The 17635-nt window shown below is 73.9% G+C and carries 17 protein-coding genes and 1 pseudogene; 9 read left to right on the forward strand and 9 right to left on the reverse strand.

What is annotated here, in order from left to right:
- Positions 1-283: 283 nt before the first annotated feature.
- Both ACFYR0_RS08240 and ACFYR0_RS08245 read left to right on the forward strand, forming a co-directional pair.
- Positions 284-2356, forward strand: a complete 2073-nt coding sequence (locus ACFYR0_RS08240) for a SpoIIE family protein phosphatase (protein ID WP_389323199.1) — start codon at positions 284-286, stop codon at positions 2354-2356.
- Positions 2357-2572: 216 nt separating this feature from the next.
- The gene (locus ACFYR0_RS08245; protein ID WP_389323202.1) at positions 2573-3259 is read left to right on the forward strand and encodes a TetR/AcrR family transcriptional regulator; all 687 of its coding nucleotides are present in this window, start codon (positions 2573-2575) and stop codon (positions 3257-3259) included.
- 35 nt (positions 3260-3294) lie between these two features.
- Here ACFYR0_RS08245 and ppk2 read toward each other — a convergent pair whose 3' ends face one another.
- From ppk2 to ACFYR0_RS08265, 4 genes are all read right to left on the reverse strand, one after another.
- Positions 3295-4110: a polyphosphate kinase 2 gene (gene ppk2, locus ACFYR0_RS08250; RefSeq protein WP_389323205.1), complete on the reverse strand. Its 816-nt coding sequence runs from the start codon at positions 4108-4110 to the stop codon at positions 3295-3297.
- A gap of 43 nt (positions 4111-4153) precedes the next feature.
- The gene (locus ACFYR0_RS08255; protein ID WP_389323208.1) at positions 4154-5470 is read right to left on the reverse strand and encodes a phosphoribosyltransferase family protein; all 1317 of its coding nucleotides are present in this window, start codon (positions 5468-5470) and stop codon (positions 4154-4156) included.
- 54 nt (positions 5471-5524) lie between these two features.
- Complete coding sequence (locus ACFYR0_RS08260; protein ID WP_389323211.1) at positions 5525-6109, reverse strand: hypothetical protein; 585 nt, start codon at positions 6107-6109, stop codon at positions 5525-5527.
- Positions 6110-6217: 108 nt separating this feature from the next.
- Positions 6218-6493, reverse strand: coding sequence for a DUF1876 domain-containing protein (locus tag ACFYR0_RS08265; RefSeq protein ID WP_389323214.1), 276 nt, complete (start codon positions 6491-6493; stop codon positions 6218-6220).
- 365 nt (positions 6494-6858) lie between these two features.
- Here ACFYR0_RS08265 and ACFYR0_RS08270 point away from each other — a divergent pair, with 365 nt between their 5' ends.
- The 4 genes from ACFYR0_RS08270 (at position 6859) to ACFYR0_RS08285 (ending at position 10135) form a co-directional block, all read left to right on the forward strand.
- Entirely contained in the window at positions 6859-7551 is a 693-nt protein-coding gene (locus ACFYR0_RS08270) for a transcriptional regulator (protein WP_389323765.1), read from the forward strand.
- Positions 7548-8534 carry a pyridoxal-phosphate dependent enzyme gene (locus ACFYR0_RS08275; protein WP_389323217.1) on the forward strand — a complete coding sequence of 329 codons (987 nt, stop codon included), beginning with the start codon at positions 7548-7550 and terminating at the stop codon, positions 8532-8534. The genes ACFYR0_RS08270 and ACFYR0_RS08275 overlap by 4 nt, the downstream gene beginning before the upstream one ends.
- A 311-nt stretch (positions 8535-8845) precedes the next feature.
- A complete protein-coding gene (locus tag ACFYR0_RS08280) occupies positions 8846-9211 on the forward strand; it encodes a cupin domain-containing protein (RefSeq protein WP_386384172.1) in 366 nt (121 codons plus the stop codon).
- Between the two features lie 222 nt (positions 9212-9433).
- The gene (locus ACFYR0_RS08285; RefSeq protein WP_389323221.1) at positions 9434-10135 is read left to right on the forward strand and encodes an SDR family oxidoreductase; all 702 of its coding nucleotides are present in this window, start codon (positions 9434-9436) and stop codon (positions 10133-10135) included.
- A 67-nt stretch (positions 10136-10202) separates the two neighbouring features.
- Here the strand turns inward: ACFYR0_RS08285 and ACFYR0_RS08290 are convergent, their stop codons facing one another.
- A complete protein-coding gene (locus ACFYR0_RS08290) occupies positions 10203-11561 on the reverse strand; it encodes a VWA domain-containing protein (RefSeq protein ID WP_389323224.1) in 1359 nt (452 codons plus the stop codon).
- Positions 11558-12415, reverse strand: a complete 858-nt coding sequence (locus ACFYR0_RS08295; protein WP_389323227.1) for an AAA family ATPase — start codon at positions 12413-12415, stop codon at positions 11558-11560. Before ACFYR0_RS08295 ends, ACFYR0_RS08290 begins: the two co-directional genes overlap by 4 nt.
- 281 nt (positions 12416-12696) lie before the next feature.
- Between ACFYR0_RS08295 and ACFYR0_RS08300 the strand changes: the two genes are divergently transcribed.
- Entirely contained in the window at positions 12697-13287 is a 591-nt protein-coding gene (locus tag ACFYR0_RS08300; RefSeq protein WP_389323230.1) for a TetR/AcrR family transcriptional regulator, read from the forward strand.
- A 47-nt stretch (positions 13288-13334) separates the two neighbouring features.
- Here ACFYR0_RS08300 and ACFYR0_RS08305 read toward each other — a convergent pair whose 3' ends face one another.
- Both ACFYR0_RS08305 and ACFYR0_RS08310 read right to left on the reverse strand, forming a co-directional pair.
- On the reverse strand, positions 13335-14018 hold the full coding sequence (locus tag ACFYR0_RS08305; RefSeq protein WP_389323233.1) for a VOC family protein: 684 nt from the start codon (positions 14016-14018) through the stop codon (positions 13335-13337).
- A gap of 54 nt (positions 14019-14072) precedes the next feature.
- A complete protein-coding gene (locus tag ACFYR0_RS08310; RefSeq protein WP_389323236.1) occupies positions 14073-14918 on the reverse strand; it encodes an NAD(P)H-binding protein in 846 nt (281 codons plus the stop codon).
- 136 nt (positions 14919-15054) lie between these two features.
- On the opposite strand from ACFYR0_RS08310, the gene ACFYR0_RS08315 reads away from it, so the two are divergent.
- Positions 15055-15441: a winged helix-turn-helix transcriptional regulator gene (locus ACFYR0_RS08315; protein WP_389323239.1), complete on the forward strand. Its 387-nt coding sequence runs from the start codon at positions 15055-15057 to the stop codon at positions 15439-15441.
- A gap of 249 nt (positions 15442-15690) precedes the next feature.
- On the opposite strand, the pseudogene ACFYR0_RS08320 reads toward ACFYR0_RS08315, so the two are convergent.
- A pseudogene (locus ACFYR0_RS08320) lies at positions 15691-15953 on the reverse strand (lactate utilization protein C); the annotation flags it as partial.
- Between the two features lie 283 nt (positions 15954-16236).
- Here ACFYR0_RS08320 and ACFYR0_RS08325 point away from each other — a divergent pair.
- Positions 16237-17538, forward strand: coding sequence for an alpha/beta fold hydrolase (locus tag ACFYR0_RS08325; RefSeq protein ID WP_389323242.1), 1302 nt, complete (start codon positions 16237-16239; stop codon positions 17536-17538).
- Positions 17539-17635: the final 97 nt, after the last annotated feature.

Raw genomic sequence — 17635 nt, forward strand, 5'->3', positions numbered from 1 at the left:
AGCCTCGGGCCTGCGGCCACGTGGTCGAACCTGAACCCCCGGCCCCGGCGGGACGACGTCCCCCGCCACCTCGCTGACGATCAGCGCCCTCGTACGGCTGGTCGCGCCGTGGCTGCGGACCGTCGACGGCCGCTCGCCCGATGGCACCGGCGCCGTCGGACCGCCGCGCGTGCCTCGACGCGGGTCCCGTCGTGCTCCCGGCCGCTGTCGGGCCTTCCATGGTGGGAAGGGGACCGCCGACGTACCGTGAGGAACAGAGGCGAGCGCGGTGGAGAGGAGCGAGATGGGCGGGTCCACCACCGGTGACGCGGGCTCGACGATCCCGCTCACGGCTGTCGCGACGGTTCTGCTGGACGCCCATGGCACGGTCGTGCGCTGGTCGGCCGCCGCCGCCGCGCTGCTCGGCCGGACCGCCGACGAGGTCTGCGGCAGGCGGTTCCGTGTGCTCCAGGACGCCCCCGGCGAGGACGAGCTCCCGGCGACGGGCACCTGCCGGCTGCGGCACCGGACCGGCGGCCGGGTCGACGTCACCCTGCGGACGGTGCCGCAGGAGCCCTCCACCGACGTCCTCGTGCTGCTCGCCCCGCTGAGTGCGACGGCGGACGGGGACGCGCACGTCCCGCACACCTTCCCGGCCGTCACCAGCGCCCAGCGCCGCGCCCGCCGCGAGCGGGACCTGCTGCACGCGGCGGCCACCCGGATCGGCGGCTCCCTGGACGCGGCGCGCACCTCCCAGGACCTCGTCAACGTGCTCGTCCCGGCCCTGGGCGACCTCGCCAGCGTCGACCTCGGCGACGGCGTCCTGGAGGGCATCGAACCGCCGATGATCGCCGGCGCCGGGGAACTGCATCTGCGCCGTACCGCGGCGGCCGCGGCGGGCGGGATCTGGCCCGCCCACCTCACCCAGCCGGGGCAGCTCATCCCCCCGGCGCTCTCCACGAGCGAACCGCGCGACGTCGAGAACGGCCGGGCCGTCGTGTTCTCGGCGAAGAAGGTGGCCGCCCTGTTCGACACACCCGAACAGCACCGGCTCGCCATCCCCGAACGCGGCCACTCCGCCCTCTGGGTGCCGCTCCTCGCCCGCGGCCTGATCCTCGGCACCGTCTCCGTCTGGCGCACCGACCAGCTCGACGCCTTCGACGACAGGGACGCCGACCTGCTGACGGAGATCGCCACCCGGGCCGCGCTCAGCATCGACAACGGCCGCCGCTACACCCGTGAACACCGTTCGGTGCTCGCCCTCCAGCAGAGGCTGCTGCCCGAGCCGACCACCGACGCGCCCGCGGCCGAGACGCACGGCCTGTACCTGCCCACCCGCAGCGGGGCCGGGATCAGCGGCGACTGGTACGACGTCATCCCGCTGCCCTCGCTGCGTGTCGCCCTGGTCGTCGGGGACGTCGCGGGCCACGGCCTGTACGCCACCGCCACCATGGGCCGGCTGCGCACCGCCGTACGCACCCTCGCCGACCTCGAACTCGACCCCACCGAGCTGCTCACCCACCTGGACGACCTGGTGCAGCAGTTCGGCAAGGAGGCCGACCCGGCGGGCCCGTTCGTCGCCACCTGCCTGTACGCCGTCTACGACCCGGTCACCCGGCGCTGCTCGCTGGCCAGCGCCGGGCACCCGCCGCCGGTCGTGACCCGGCCCGACGGCAGCACCGAGCCGATCGAGGTGACGCCCGGACCGCCCCTCGGCGTGGGCGGCATGCCCTTCGAGACGACGGCCGTCGACCTCGCGCCCGACAGCGTCCTCGCCCTCTACACCGACGGCCTGATCGAACGTCATGACAGCGACGGCGAGGGCGGGTTGCGCTGGTTGATGGACACCCTCGCCGGTTCCTGCCGGCCCGGCCGTCCCCTGGACGACGCGGGCCAGGCGCTGCTCGCCGACCTGGACGGGGCGCCGCCCCGTGACGACATCGCCGTGCTGCTGGCCCGTACCCGCAGCGTCGCGGCGGAGCACATGGCGAGCTGGGAGTTCCCGGCCGAGCCGAGCGTGGTGTCCACCGCCCGCCGGGTCGCCGCCGAGCAGCTGGCCGCCTGGGGCCTGGAGGACATGACCTTCACCACGGAGCTGATCATCAGCGAGCTGGTCACCAACGCGGTCCGCTACGCGGGCGGCCCCGTGGGCCTGCGGCTCATCCGGGAGAACGCGCTGATCTGCGAGGTCACCGATCCGAGCAACACCCAGCCGAGGCTGCGCCGGGCCCGCTGGAGCGACGAGGGCGGCCGCGGCCTGTTCCTCATCGCCCAGCTCAGCCGCCGCTGGGGGAGCCGCTACGGCCGCCACGGCAAGACCATCTGGTCCGAACAGTCCCTGGCACCGGCGGAGTTCGACCTCATGACCCTGCTGTGAGGACCGGCCGGCGGGGGAGCGGGGCCCGGTAGGCGGCGGACGTCGGGCGAGACCCGTGCCCCCGCTCCCCGACCCGCGCACGGGCACCTCGCCGTCCGTGGCCCGTCCGCGTTGCCCCCCTGACACCTAGGTACCGAGGCCCTGATGTCCGGCGCTCAGTACCATTGCGTGGGGCAGGTAGTCCCGGTCCGTGAGATCAAGAGAGGATGGGCGGTCATGAGCAAGCCACCCGCACGGATCCGCCTGGCCGACGCCGCCCTGGCGCTCTTCGACGAGCGCGGCTACGAGCAGACCACCGTCGACGACATCGCCGAGCGCGCCGGAGTCGGACGTACGACCTTCTTCCGGCACTACGGGTCCAAGGAAGCGGTGATCTTCCCCGACCACGACCGGCTGCTCGACCTCATCCGCGACCGGCTGGCCACCTCCAGCCACAGCACCGCGCTGGTCGCCGTCTCCGACGCGGTCCGGCTGGTGCTGCTGCACTACATCGACGAGGGTGATCTCGCCCGCCGCCGCTACGCGCTGACCAGCAAGGTCGCCGTGCTGCGCGACCGGGAGATCGCCAGTGTGGCGCGCTACCAGCGGCTGTTCAGGGAGTTCATCGCCGAGTGGATGGGCGACCCGACCGCCCGTGCCTCGCTGCGCGCGGAGCTGATGGCCGCCTCCGTCGTCGCGGCGCACAACCATGTGCTGCGGCGGTGGCTGCGCGGTGAGTCCGCCGACCCGGTCACCGAGCTCGACGAGGCGATGCGCGAGGTGCTCGACCTGTTCCCGGCGCCCTCGACGGGCGTGGGCGCCCTCGACGGCGGCACCACCGTGATCGCGTTCCGCTCCGGGCAGCACCTGGAGGCGCTGCTGCCGTCGTTGAGACGTGTCATGGAGAGCCCGCCCGGCCGCTGACCCCGCCACGGCGCGGGAACAGCGGAATCACAGACTCACAGACTCGACGAGTGGTCCGGGACGTAGGTCTGGAGATCGCGCGGCGGGCGCTCGTACCCGGTGGACGGCGGCCGCTTCGGCAGCTCCAGCACGGGCGGCGGGACGTCCTCGTACGGCACCGAGTCCAGCAGATGGGCGATCATGTTGAGGCGGGCCCGCCGCTTGTCGTCGCTCTCCACCAGGTACCAGGGGGCCTCGCTGATGTCGGTGTGGACCATCATCTCGTCCTTGGCGCGGGAGTAGGCCTCCCAGCGGGTGATCGACTCCAGGTCCATGGGGGAGAGCTTCCAGCGGCGCAGCGGATCCTCCAGCCGGCGCCGGAAACGGTCCTGCTGCTCCGCGTCGCTGACCGAGAACCAGTACTTGCGCAGCAGGATGCCGTCCTCCACGAGCATCCGCTCGAAGATCGGGCACTGGCGCAGGAAGCGCTGGTGCTCCTCCTTGGTGCAGAAGCCCATCACATGCTCGACACCGGCCCGGTTGTACCAGGACCGGTCGAACAGCACGATCTCGCCCGCGGCCGGGAGATGCTCGACGTAACGCTGGAAGTACCACTGGCCGCGCTGCCGTTCGGTCGGCTTGGGCAGGGCGGCGATCCGGGCGACGCGCGGGTTGAGATGCTCGGTGACCCGCTTGATGGTGCCGCCCTTGCCGGCCGCGTCCCGGCCCTCGAAGACCACGACCAGCCGCGCCCCCTCGGTCCGCACCCACTCCTGGAGTTTCACCAACTCGGTCTGCAGGCGCAGCAGTTCGTCGTCGTACGTCTTACGGCTCACCTTCGCCGTCCCGTTCGCCGTCTTCTTGTCGCCCATGTGCCGCTCCACTGCCGGTCGTTCCCCTGGCCGCCACCGTACGTCACGCCGAACTGGGATGCCGTACGGCGCTGTCGGGCCGGGTGAGGTGCGAGGTGAACCAGTCGCGGGCCAGGGAGGACACCGCGGCGAGGGTGCCGGACTCGGTGAACAGGTGGGTCGCGCCGGGGACCACGGCGAGCCGGTGCTCGCAGTGCAGCCGGTCAGCGGCGAGCCGGTTGAGGCTGAGCACCTCGGTGTCCAGGCTCCCGACCACCAGCAGCGTCGGCGCCCGGACCCGCGCCAGGACGGCGGTGGAGGCGAGGTCGGGCCGGCCGCCGCGGGAGACGATCGCCAGGATGCCGTCGTCGTCGGCCGCGGCCTCCAGGCACGCCGCCGCTCCGGTGCTGGCGCCGAAATAGGACACGGGCAGCCCGGTCTCCTGGCGCAGCCAGTCCGCGGCGGCCCGCAGCCGGCGGGCCAGCAGCACGGTGTCGAAGACATTGCCCCGGTCGTTCTCCTCGCCCTCGGTGAGCAGGTCCAGCAGCAGGGTGCCGAGGCCCGCGCGGTTGAGCTCGGCCGCGACGTACTGGTTGCGCGGGCTGTGCCTGCTGCTGCCGCTGCCGTGCGCGAACGCCACCACGGCCGGGGCGCCGCTCGGCAGCGCGAACCGCGCGGCGAGCCGCACCCTGTCGGCGGGCACCTCCACCTCGGGGTCGGGCGGCAGGTCACCGGCGTCCGGCGCTGGCCGGATGGCGCGGGCGAGCAGCGCGCCGACCTCGGCGTCGTCGGTCTGCTCGAAGTCGCGGTACCAGGCGCCGACCGAGCCGAACCCGCTCGGCGTCTCCAGGCACACCACCTCGTCGGCGACCTCGCTCAGCCGTGCCGGGATGCGGTCGGGGGCCACCGGGACGGCCAGCACGATCCGGGCCGCGCCCTGCCCGCGCACCACCTGGCAGGCGGCCGTCGCGGTGGCCCCGGTGGCCAGGCCGTCGTCCACGACCACGACCGTGCGGCCGTCGAGCGGGGCGGGCGGGCGTCCGGCGCGGTAGGCCGAGACCCGCCGGACGAGTTCGGCGCGTTCGCGCTGTTCGACCTCGGCCTGTTCCTGCGGGGTCACCCCGGTGGCGGCCACGACGTCGTCGTTGAGTACGTGGACGCCGCCCTCGCCGATCGCGCCGAAGGCGAGCTCCGGCTGCCAGGGCACCCCGAGCTTGCGGACGACGAGGACGTCGAGCGGGGCGTGCAGACAGCGGGCCACCTGGTAGGCGACCGGGATGCCCCCGCGGGGCAGGCCGAGCACGACCACGTCCGTGCCGCGCAGGCCCTCCAGGGCGTCCGCGAGCCGAAGTCCGGCGTCGACCCGGTTCTCGAAGCGCATGCGGCCCCCATCCTCGTCGTGTCGTCAGCCCGTCATGTCCTCTGGGTCGTGTCGTCAGCCCGTCATGTGGCCGCCCCAGCGCGGGCCGACCAGTTCCCACTCGCGGTCCCAGCGGTCCATGCGCCGCTTGTCCATCCGCCACCGCGTGAGGGCGGCGCCGGCGAGCGCCGTGCCGGCGAAGGCGACGGCCGCGGCCGTGCCGAGCAGTCCGGCCTCGACCGAGGCCTCGGCCCCGGTGGGCGGCGCGGCGGCGAGCGTGCCCTGCGCGTCCTGCCACACCACGACCTTCGAGCCGGTCGGGTGCCCGGCGTCCACGAGGGCGATCCCGGTACGTGCGGTGCCGTCCGGGGCGGTCCACCTGACCTTCACCCTGACCTGGTCGGAGACGGCGCCCGCGCGCGGGGTGTCGGACGGCGCGCCGCCGGTCACGACGGCCTGGACGGCGGTGCGCTCGGCGCGTTGCCGGGCGAACGCGGCGTCCGCGGCGTGGGCCGTGACGACCCCGGCGACGATCCCGCCGACGAGGGCGACCAGCCACACGGCGAGCAGGATCCAGGCCTCGACTACGTCGTCGTGCCGCCGCAGCGGGTTGTTCCGCCACCGCCACAGCCACTGAGCTGACTTCCTGCTGTCGCGCATCGGTTCGCACCTCCCTAACAGGGTCACACCGCGGGAGCGGCGGGGCCACCTCTGGGTGACGGAGCTGTCGCGGGTACCCAGCCCGGGCCGGGGCGGGGTACCCGCCCGTCACGTGCTGATCGGTCCGGAGAGCTCGACGATGTCGTCCGCGGCCACGTCGTGCAGCCGGATGGCGAGGTCCTCCAGGGCCCGGCTCGCGGCGAGTTCGTCGCCGATCTCGGGGACGGGCCGGTCGAGCGGACTGCGCCGGGCCGTGCCCCGGCCGGTGACGGTGTCGGTCTCGTCGGTGCCGCCCATGTCGCCGGTGGTCAGGACGGCTCGCGCCCGTGTGTCGTCGCCGTCCTCGGTGATGTAGATCTGCACATTCCACTGCTTGTCCGGCATCGCGATCACTCCCGTGCACTCCCGTGCGGAATACGCCCCTGCGTACAGACTGCGCCCCGTTCGCGGCCCCGAGCCACCCGAACGGAGGACTTGCGGACCCGGCGCCCTCGATGCCTAGACTATTCGTACAGAGGTTGGACTGTCCGTCCAGATGGTGGGAGAGGTCGCGACGTGACGGAGGCAGTGGGAAGGGGAGTGGGCGCATGACGGCCGAAGAGGACGTGGGACGCGAGGAGAGGCTGCGGGGCGGCAGGGGCCAGGACCGCGATGAGAATCCGCGGGGCGAAGAGGTCCTGGACCGCTACGGGGATCCGCGGGGCGGGAAGGATCTGGGGTGCGACGAGGATCCGCAGGGCGCGGAGGATCTGGAGCGCGAGCGGGACGCGATCATCGCCGCGTTCACCCCGGCCGTGGCGGGGATCGCCGCGACCTTCGGCCCCGTCTGCGAAGCGGTGCTGCACGACTACCGGCGGCCTGAGGAGTCCGTGGTCGCCGTGGCCGGCTCGGTGACCGGGCGCGCGGTCGGCGGCGCGATGAGCGAGATCGGCCTGCGCGCCCTGGCCCGCGGCGACGAGGCGGCCGACGAGCTCAACTACCTCACACGCACCCGCGACGGACAGCTGGTGAAGTCGTCCACCGTGCTGCTGCGCGACTCCACCGGCGCGGTCTTCGGCGCCCTCTGTCTCAACCTGGACACCGGCGCGGTCTCCCAGGCCCACGCCCTGCTCGGCGCGCTCGCCGGCCTCGGCGGCACCCCGTCGGCGGGCCTGCCCGTCACCACGTTCGGCAACGACATCGACTCGGTGGTAGACGCCATGGTCGACACCCGCCAGCTCCACCGGCACCAGAACTGGGCCGGGCTGGACCGCGCCGGACGCCTCGAGCTGTTCCGCGGCCTGGACGAGCAGGGCGTCTTCGCCGTCCGCCGGTCCGTCGAGCAGGTCGCCGCCCGCCTCGGCATCTCCCGTGCCTCCGCCTACCACTACCTGGCCCAGGCCAGAGCCTCGGACCCGGACGGCACCGGACCCGGCCCGACCCCGAAGGGAGCCCACCCGTGACGGCCACCACCCCCGTCGTGACGCTCGAGGACGTCCGTGCCGCCGCCGCCCGCATCGAGGGCGTCGCCCACCGCACGCCCGTGCTGCGCTCACGCACCCTCGACGCCCTGGTGGGCGGCGAGGTCTTCCTGAAGTGCGAGAACTTCCAGCGGGTGGGCGCGTTCAAGTTCCGCGGCGCCTACCACGCGGCCTCCCGGCTCACCCCCCAGCAGCTCGCCCGGGGCATCGCCGCCTACTCCTCCGGCAACCACGCCCAGGCCGTGGCGCTCGCCGCCCGCGAGCTGGGCACCACCGCGGTGATCGTCATGCCCGAGGACGCACCCCGCTCCAAGCGGGCGGCGACCGAGGGCTACGGCGCCGAGATCGTCACCTACGACCGCTACACCGGCGACCGGGTCGCCCTCGCCGAGGCGCTCGCGGCGGAGCGCGGCCTGACCCTGATCCCGCCCTACGAGCACCCGGACATCATCGCCGGACAGGGCACGGCGGCACTGGAACTGCTGTCCGAGACAGGTGAGCTGGACACCCTGGTGGTACCGGTCGGCGGCGGCGGGCTGATCGCCGGCAGCGCCACCGCGGCCAAGGGGCTGCACCCCGGCATCCGGGTGGTCGGCGTGGAGCCGGAGGAAGGCGACGACACCAAGCGGTCCCTGGCGGCGGGTCATCGCGTCAGCATCCCGGTGCCGCACACCATCGCCGACGGACAGGCCCTGCACACCCCCGGAGAGCTGACCTTCTCCGTCAACCGGCGGCTGGTCGACGACATCGCGCTGGTCGGCGACGACGAGATCAGGGCGGCGATGCGGTTCGCCTTCGAGCGGCTGAAGATCGTGCTGGAGCCGAGCGGCGCGACCCCGCTGGCCGCCCTGCTGGCCGGTCGCACCGCCGGACCGTCCGGCCGCACCGGCGTCATCCTCTCCGGGGGCAACATCGACGCCGACCGCTTCGCCGAGCTGTGTGCCGGGAGGTCCGGCGGGGAGTGAGCCACTCCGGGACGGGAGGTCCGGCGGGGAGTGAGCCACTCCGGGACGGGAGATCCGGCGGGGAGTGAGCCATTCCGGGACGGGAGATCCGGCGGGGAGTGAGCCACTCCGGGACGGGAGATCCGGCGGGGAGCGAGCCACCCCGGGACGGGAGATCCGGCCGGGGGTGAGTCACCCGATTGGCGGCCCCCGCCTCGACGGGCGGACGATGAGAGGGAGGGGCCCGGCCCGTACCGGAGTCCGCTCCCGGCCCGGGAGCGGCAGGCGGGGCCGGACCCGGCCGTCCGGGACGGCCGGAAAGGAGGAGCGTCATGCTGGAAGTGAAGGCGCTCGACAAACCGGACGAGCAGCGTGAGTTCCCCCGTGGCCACCTCGAAGCGGTCCACCTCCCCGGGTGCGACTTCTCCGTGGCCACCTTCGAGCCGGGCTGGCGCTGGTCCGAGTCCGTCGGACCGATCGCGGGCACCGAGACCTGCCAGATGAACCACAACGGCTATGTCGTCCAGGGCCGCATCCACATCCTCATGGACGACGGCAGCGAGACCGAGGCCGGTCCGGGCGATGTGTTCGTGTGCTCGCCGGGGCACGACGCCTGGGTCGTCGGCGACGAGGCGTGTGTCGCCTTCGACTTCGAGGGCCAGACGGCCAAGGAGTTCGCCAAGGGGCAGGGGAGCTGACGGCACAGGAGAGCCGGAGGCGCCGGGGTGCCCGGAAGCCGGAGCGGCACGGCACCCGGGGCACAGCCTGACCCCGCGCGTGCCGTCGGCCCGCCCCGACGCACCTCACCTTGCACCGTGGAAACCGATCGGTTTACTCTGACGGCGTCGGTAAACCGATCGGTTTCCGTCGTGTCCGTGCCCTCGCGCGCCCTCGGGCCCGCTCCCACCCCGGAGAGACTCATGACGACGATCGCAGGCGCCACCGCCGTGGTCACCGGCGGCAGTCGCGGCATCGGCCGCGCCATGGTGGCCGCCCTGTACGAGCGCGGCGCGAGGAAGGTGTACGCCACCGCCCGCGACCCGCGCACCGTCACCCATCCCGACGCCGTGCCACTGGCCCTGGAGGTGAGCGACCCCGCGTCCGTGGCGGCCGCGGCCGCACAGGCCCAGGACGTCACGATCCTGATCAACAACGCGGGCGCGGCGGTGAACGCCTCCTACCTGGACGGTGCCGTGGACGACGTGCGCCGCGAGTTCGAGACCAACTTCTTCGGTCCGCTGCTGGTCACCCGGGCCTTCGTGCCCGTCATCGAGCGCAACGGCGGCGGCCATCTGCTCAACGTCCACTCCGTGCTGTCCTGGCTGGCTCTCGGCGGCTCCTACAGCGCGTCCAAGGCCGCTCTGTGGTCGCAGACCAACTCCCTGCGCCTGGATCTCAAGCCGCGCGGCATCGAGGTCACCGGCCTGCACGTCGGGTACGTCGACACCGACATGGCGGCCGGCGTCGACGCGCCCAAGTCCACCCCCGGGAGCGTGGCCGCCCAGGCGCTGGACGGCATAGCGGCGAACGCCCCCGAGGTACTGGCCGACGAGCTGACCCGGCAGGTCAAGGCGGGACTCTCGGCCGACCTCACCGCGCTGTACCCGCAGCTCGCCGCCTGACCGGCCCCCGGCCGCGGGCCCGCTGCTCGGCCGGGCGGCGGCGTGTCCACGGTCTCGCGCCCCGGCCTCAGATCGGCAGCAGCCTGCCGACGATCTCGCCCAACTGCCGGGCGTTGCGGCACTCGTGCATCTCCACCAGCTCCGCGTACTCGGGCGCGGCCGAGTCGCCCGTGCCCCACTGCCGGCGCGGCTCGGGATTGAGCCAGTACACCCGCCGGGCCTGCCGCGCGATGCGCCGTACGGCGGGCAGGTTGGGGTCGCTCAGATTCGTCCGGGCGTCGCCGAGCACGAACACGGTGGTGCGCGGGCCGACCGCGTCGCCGTAACGCTCGGCGAACTCGCCCAGCGCCACGCCGTAGTCGCTGCTGCCGTGCCAGCCGGTGAGCCTGGCCTCGGCGCCGATGCGGGCCCCGAGGCCCTCGGGGTCGGCGTGGCCGTGCACCAGCATCCCGGTCACCTCGTCGACCTGGTTGACGAAGGCGAACACCCGCACCTTGCTGAACTGGTCGTGCAGCGCCTGCACCAGCAGCATCGTGAAGTCGGAGAAGCCGGACACCGAGCCCGACACGTCGCACAGCAGCACCAGTTCGGGCCGGGCGGGGCGGCGCCGGCGCAGCACGGGACGCATCGGCACCCCGCCCGTCGACAGCGAGCCGCGCAGCGTACGCCGCAGGTCGATGGTGCCGCGCGCGGCCCGGCGGCGGCGCGCGGCCAGCCGGGTCGCGAGCTTGCGCGCCAACGGGTGCACCGTGCGCCGCAGTTCGGCGAGCCGGTCCTTGCCCGCGTACAGGAAGTCGACCCGGTCGGCGGTCGTGGCGACCGCCCGCCGGGCGATCTCCTCGCGGCCGCGGCGCTCGGCGACCCGGCGCCGTGCCTCGTCGGACACCTGCCGCCGGAAGGACTCGATGCGCCGCCGGATCTCGTCCTCCAGCAGCCGGCCGGCGAACCCGCTCTGCCCGCCGCGGGCCCGGACGTCGTCGCGGACGCGGGCCAGCAGGGTCTGCGGGCGGATGCGTTCCAGTGCCTGGTAGGAGGACCAGCCGTCCGAGCCGGAGGTGCCGCCGTAACCGCCGAACCCGTCGACCGCCTCCACCGCGAGCCGGGCCAGCGCCGCCCGGTCGTCGTCGGCCAGCGCCGCCGCCAGCCGCTCGCGGAGCTCTTCGCGGCCCGCCGAGCGCTCCTGGGGACCGCCGACCGCGCGCGGGAAGTACAGGTCGAAGACGGGGTCGAACACCTGCCGCTGGGCATGGGTGTGCAGCAGGGTCGCGGCGAGGCCCTCGCGCAGCAGCTCGCGGTCGGCGAAGCCGAGTTCGGCCGCCGCCCGTGCCGCGTCCAGGGTCTCGCCGGTGCCGATGCGCACCCCGTGCGTCCGCAGCGCGTCCACCAGGCCGGTCAGCCGGGCGGTGACGTCCGACGCGGCCGTCACACGGCGTCCAGGTCGAGCTTGGCGGCCGCCTTCAGCACGTCGTCCTGGTGCTTGAGGACCACGCCCAGGGTGTCCCTTACGACGGTCTCGTCCAGGGTGCCGGCACCCAGCGCGAGCAGGGTGCGCGCCCAGTCGATGGTCTCGGCGACCGACGGCACCTTCCTGAGGTCCATGGCCCGCAGCGCGCCCGCCACCCGCACCACGGACGCGGCCAGCGCCTCGTCCAGCTCGGGCACCTTCAGCCGTACGATCCGCCGCTCCAGCTCCTCCTCGGGGAAGCCGATGTGCAGGAACAGACAGCGGCGGCGCAGGGCCTCGGACAGCTCGCGGCTGGCGTTGGAGGTGAGCACGACGAACGGGCGGCGGGTCGCGGTGACCGTGCCCAGCTCGGGAACGGTCACCTGGAAGTCGCTGAGCACCTCGAGGAGCAGGCCCTCCACCTCGACGTCGGCCTTGTCGGTCTCGTCGATCAGCAGGACCTTGCGGTCGTCGCCGCGGATCGCGGTCAGCAGGGGCCGGGGGAGCAGGAACTCCTCGCTGAAGATGTCCGTGCGGGTCTCGTCCCAGGACTCGTCGCGGCCGGCGCTGATCCGCAGCAGCTGCTTGGCGTGGTTCCACTCGTACAGCGCGCGGGACTCGTCCACGCCCTCGTAGCACTGGAGCCGGACCAGCCTGGCGTCCGCGACCGCCGCCACGGCCTTGGCGAGCTCGGTCTTGCCGGTGCCCGCCGGACCCTCGACCAGCAGCGGCTTGCCGAGCCGGTCGGCGAGGAACACGGACGTGGCCACGGAGGGGGAGGCGAGGTACCCCACCTCGGCGAGGCGGGCGGAGACGTCGTCGACGGAAGTGAACAACCGGGCCTCCGGCGGTCATGGGCGTACAGGGTTCTGACCCTCCTATCTAAGCGCTTGTTCAGTGCTTGTGTCACCCACTTGCCCGGCGGCCCGCCGTGGCAGGGATGTGCGGGCGCGGGGGAGTCCGGCCGTGTCGGAGGTCGCGGGGGGCCGGTGTCCGGCTCCGCGACGGGCGCGGGCGGCCTGTGCGAAGGGCGTGGGACGGCCTGTGCAAAAGGTGTGTGCGGCGTCCGTACACCGATCGGTTTCCGTCTCGTTCCGCCGCGCGGTAGCCTCGCCGTATGACCACGGACAAGGCCGCCGCGACCACGGACAAGGCCTCCCCCCGGGACCGGCTGCTGGACGCCGCGGGCGCGCTCTTCTACCGGGAGGGCGTCTCCGTCGGCGTGGAGGCGCTGTGCCGGGAGGCCGGCGTCTCCAAGCGGTCGATGTACCAGCTGTTCGGCGGCAAGGACGAGGTCCTCGCCGCCAGTCTGGAGCGGCGCCTGCCCGGCTACGAGCAGCGGCTGCGGCCCCCCGTGGAGGAGGCCGGCACACCGCGCGAGCGCATCCTGTACGTCTTCGGGCAGCTGGCGGAGGCTTCCGCCGAGCCCGACTACCACGGCTGCCCCTACCTCGCCGCCCTGGTGGAGCTGAAGGACCCCGGCCATCCGGCCGGCCGGGTCGCCCGCTCGGCGAAGGAGCGGCTGCTCGCAGCGTTCCGCGCCGAGGCCGAGCGCGGTGGTGCCCGCGACGCCGGGCTGCTCGCCCGTCAACTGGTCCTGGTCTTCGACGGCGCGAGTGCCCGCGCCGGGGCCGGCGTGGAGAACCTCCAGGACGGCCTGGCCGCCGTGACGGCCGCGGCCCTGCTGGACGCGGCCGGGGTCGGCTGACGACCGCCACCCGGATCGGGCCGCCCGCGGCCCCTCCGTAAGGTCCCCTAGTCGCCCGCCCCGTCGCGGTCCAGGGCCGTGCACACGCACACCCGGTTGCCGTCCGGGTCGGCCAGGACCGTGTACGAGGGGGCGTTGGAGGCGTCCACGACCGTGCCGCCCGCCGCGACGGCCGCCTCGACGCGGGCGTCGGCCACCTCGGGGGCGAGCCACACGTCGAGGTGCCAGCGCTGCCGGGGCGGCTCGTGCGGGTCCGTGGACTGGAACCACATCGGGGGCACCCGGTCGGTGGGGTCGAGGACCTCGTCGCCCCGCGCGTTGCCGCTGTCCCCGGTGAGCAGTGCCGACCAGAACGGCGACAGCGCCGAGTGGTCGGCGGTGTCGAGCGCGAGCTCGACCTGGGTGACCTCGCCGGGTACGGCGGTGAGCCCGTGCTCCCGGGCCAGGTCGCTGATCGCCCCGGCCAGCTCCAGATCCGCCGCGGTGACACCGCGCCTGCCGGTGGCCCCGTCCGCCGTGCACAGCGTCACGTCGACGCCGCCGCGCCCCCAGCGGATGTCCGGCTCCAGCCCCGCGTCCCCCGCCGCCTTCGCCACGGCGGCCACGAACACGGCCCCCATCACACGGTCGACGGGCCGGAAGCGCGCGGCCAGCGGCTGGGCCAGCTTCCGCCAGTCACCGAGGCCGGTGCCGATCGCCTGGACGATGTCGCGATTGCCGAGAGTCTCCATGAGGTCATGCTCGCAGCGCGCACCGCCCACGGCCCGGCGCGACGCAGGAAACCCTCACCGGAACGCCGGGGCGTTGCGCCGCGCCCACTCCTCGTACGACCCCGCCGGCCGGCCGAGCACCCGCTCCACATCGGCGCCGACCCGCCGCTCCGCCGCGTTCGGCTCGCCCAGGATCGACAGCGTCGTCTCGGCGACGGGCTCCGGCATGAACCGCGTCAGCACGGCCAGCGCCTGCGCGCGCGACTGCTCCACGAACCGCACCGGCTCCCCGAGGGCGGAGCCGATCGCCGCGGCCTGCTGCCGGGGCGTGACCAGGGCCGGACCGGTCAACTCGTAGATCCGGCCGCCGTGTTCGCCCGCGCGGAGCGCCACCGCGGCCACGTCGGCGATGTCGTCCGGGTCGACCACGGGCAGCCCCGTGTCGCCGAAGGGCGCGGCGACCGTCCTCGCCGTGCGCACCGACTCCGCCCAGGCGTAGGAGTTGGACGCGAAGCCGCCCGGCCGCAGGATCGTCCACTCCAGCCCGGACGCCCGTACGGCCTCCTCGACGGCCCGCGCCACCCCGCCGTGCGAGACGGAGTCCGGCCGGGTCGCCACACCCTGCGAGGACAGCAGCACCACCCGCTTCACACCCCCGGCCGCGGCCGCCTCCAACAGCGCGGCCGTGGGCAGCAGACGGGCGCTCGGCCCGCCGCTCTGGAGGAACAGTGCGTCGGCGCCGTCGAACACCGGACGCAGCCCGGCGACGTCCGTCAGATCCGCCCGGCGCGCCAGGACACCGGCCGGGACATCGCCCTGCGCGACACCGCGCGAGGTGGCGGTCACCCGCTCCCCGGCCGCCGCCAGCGTCCGCACCAGCGCCCGTCCCACGTTCCCCGTCGCTCCCGTCACCACGATCATGTGCAACTCCCCTGTATCAAAAGGTGATTGAGGCGTCCCACCGGGTGCGAACCCGCCCCCCGCGCCGCCGGGACGACGCTAACAGCGCCGATATAGTAGGTACCTAGAGGAAAGTGACTACCTCGAAGGGATGCGCATGGCCGCCGACCCGATGCCGATCGCCCCCGCCGGCGCCGATCCACAGCTCGCCTGCCCGATCGGCCCGGTCGTGGACATCGTGTTCAGTCGCTGGACCACCCCGATCCTGTGGGTGCTGCACACCTACGGCGTCCAGCGCTTCGTCCAGATCGAGCGCCGGATCACCGGCATCACCCCGAAGGTGCTCACCCAGCGGCTGCGCCGGCTGGAGCGCGACGGACTCGTCGTGCGCACCTACCACCCGGAGGTCCCGCCCCGCGTCGAGTACGAGATCAGCGAACTCGGCCGCAGCCTCGGTCCGTTGTTCGCGCACCTCGCCGACTGGACCACGGAGAACCTGCCGGCGGTCGAGCGGGCCCGCGAGGCGTACGACCGCGCCGACTAGGCCCTGTCGTCGAACTCCCGCCTGCCCCGCGACGCCACGCACGCTCCCCACTTCGTGGGAGGCGCCCCCACTCGCCGCACCGGGCACCAGCCCGAGTACGTCCGGTACGAGGGCTTGCACCCGGCACTCCCCCAGAGCACGCACCTGACGCCGCGGGGCCGCCCTCCGGGCGACGGGAGTCCGACGACAGGATTTAGTGCGTGCGTCGAAAGTCCCGTCCGCCCCGCGGCGGGGCTTTCGAAACACGCCCTATTCCCCAGCCAGCACGACTTCCAGCGTGCGCGGGCCGTGTACGCCCTCCACCCGGTCCAGTTCGATGTCGCTCGTCGCGGACGACCCGGAGATCCAGGTCAACGGCCGCAGGGATCGAGCCGTTCGAGCGCCTGCGGCACGGACGCGACGACCTGCCCGGGGACCCGGACGACACAGATGTGGTGGTCGGGGGTCAGGGAGATCCGGCGCCGCCCCTGGTCGGGCGAGCCGTCGAGGACGATCGTGCCGGTCTCGGCGACCATGAAGTTGGCGCCGGAGATGCCCACCTTGGCCCGCAGCGTCGGACGGTTGCAGGTTAGTGGGCGGCGGACCCGGGCGGGCTCGCGCGGCGGGTGCCGCTTCCGCGAGCGCCCGCGCGGCCGACACCTCTTGCCGCTCCAGCCCGTCAACCCGCTGAGCGGCGGTTCAGTAGAGCCTCATGATCCCCGGGGTCGGCAAGCGCGTTCCCATGTGCTGAACTGGGACGCGACCCGGGGACCGCCCGGGGGCCCGACCCGCACTCCGACCGCACCGGGAGCACCGTTGACCGTCAGCTACCGCCAGCCCGGCGTCGTCCTCACCGACCGCCGCTTCACCGTGCCGCTCGACCACGCCGACCCGGCGGGGGAGACGATCGAGCTGTACGCCCGTGAGGTCGTGGCGAGCGACAAGGAGCGGCAGGACCTGCCGTGGCTGGTCTACCTCCAGGGCGGCCCCGGCTTCGGCGCGAACCGTTTCATCGGCCGCCCGGCCTGGCTCGGCCGCGCCCTGAAGGAGTACCGAGTCCTCCTGCTGGACCAGCGCGGCACCGGCCACTCCACGCCCGCGAGCCGTCAGACGCTGCCGCTGCGCGGCGGCCCCGCCGAGCAGGCCGACTACCTCACCCACTTCCGCGCCGACTCGATCGTGCGCGACTGCGAGGTCGTCCGGCCGCAGGTGACCGGCGGCGCCCGGTGGACCGTCCTCGGCCAGAGCTTCGGCGGCTTCTGCACGGTGAACTACCTGTCGACCGCCCCCGAGGGCCTGACCGCCGCCCTCGTCGCCGGCGGCCTGCCCTCCCTGCACGCCCACGCCGACGACGTCTACCGCGCCGCCTACCCGCGCATCGAACGCAAGGTCGCCGCGCACTACGCCCGCTACCCGCAGGACGCCGAGCGCGCCCGCCGTATCGCCGACCACCTCCTCCAGCACGAGGTGCGCCTGCCGAACGGCTATCTGCTCACCGTCGAGGCCTTCCAGTCCCTCGGCATCCTCCTCGGCGGCGGCGACGGCAGCCACCGGCTCCACTTCCTGCTGGAGCACGCCTTCGTGCCCACCCCGCAGGGCCCTGCCCTCTCCGACGCCTTCCAGGAGGAGGTCCAGGGCCTGCTGTCGTTCGCCGGCCACCCGCTGTACGCGCTCGTCCACGAGGCCATCTACGGCCAGGACGCCCGCCCCACCGCCTGGTCGGCCGAACGTGTGCGGGCCGAGTTCCCGCAGTTCGACGCCGCCAAGACACTGACCGGCGACGGCCCCCTGCTGTTCACCGGCGAGACCATCCACCCCTGGATGTTCGACTGCGACCCGGCCCTGCGCCCCCTGCGCGAGACGGCCGCGCTCCTCGCCGCGCGCACCGACTGGAAGCCGCTGTACGACCCGTCCCGGCTGGCCGCCAACGAGGTGTCCGTCGCCGCCGCGGTCTACCACGACGACATGTACGTCGACACGGCCCACTCCCTGGAGACGGCCCGCGCGATCCGCGGCCTGCGCACCTGGGTGACGGACGAGTTCGAGCACGACGGGGTCCGGGCGGGCGGCCCGCGCGTCCTGGACCGGCTGCTGGCGCTGGTACGGGACGAGGCGTGACCCCGGGCGCGTGTTCCACCCGCGCCGCGGCGCGGGACACGCCCCTTCCCCGCCCGTCCGGGGGAACCCCGCGGCACGCCGCCGCGAACCGGCCGAC

The organism is Streptomyces sp. NPDC005017 (assembly GCF_042873115.1).
Lineage (GTDB): Bacteria > Actinomycetota > Actinomycetes > Streptomycetales > Streptomycetaceae > Streptomyces.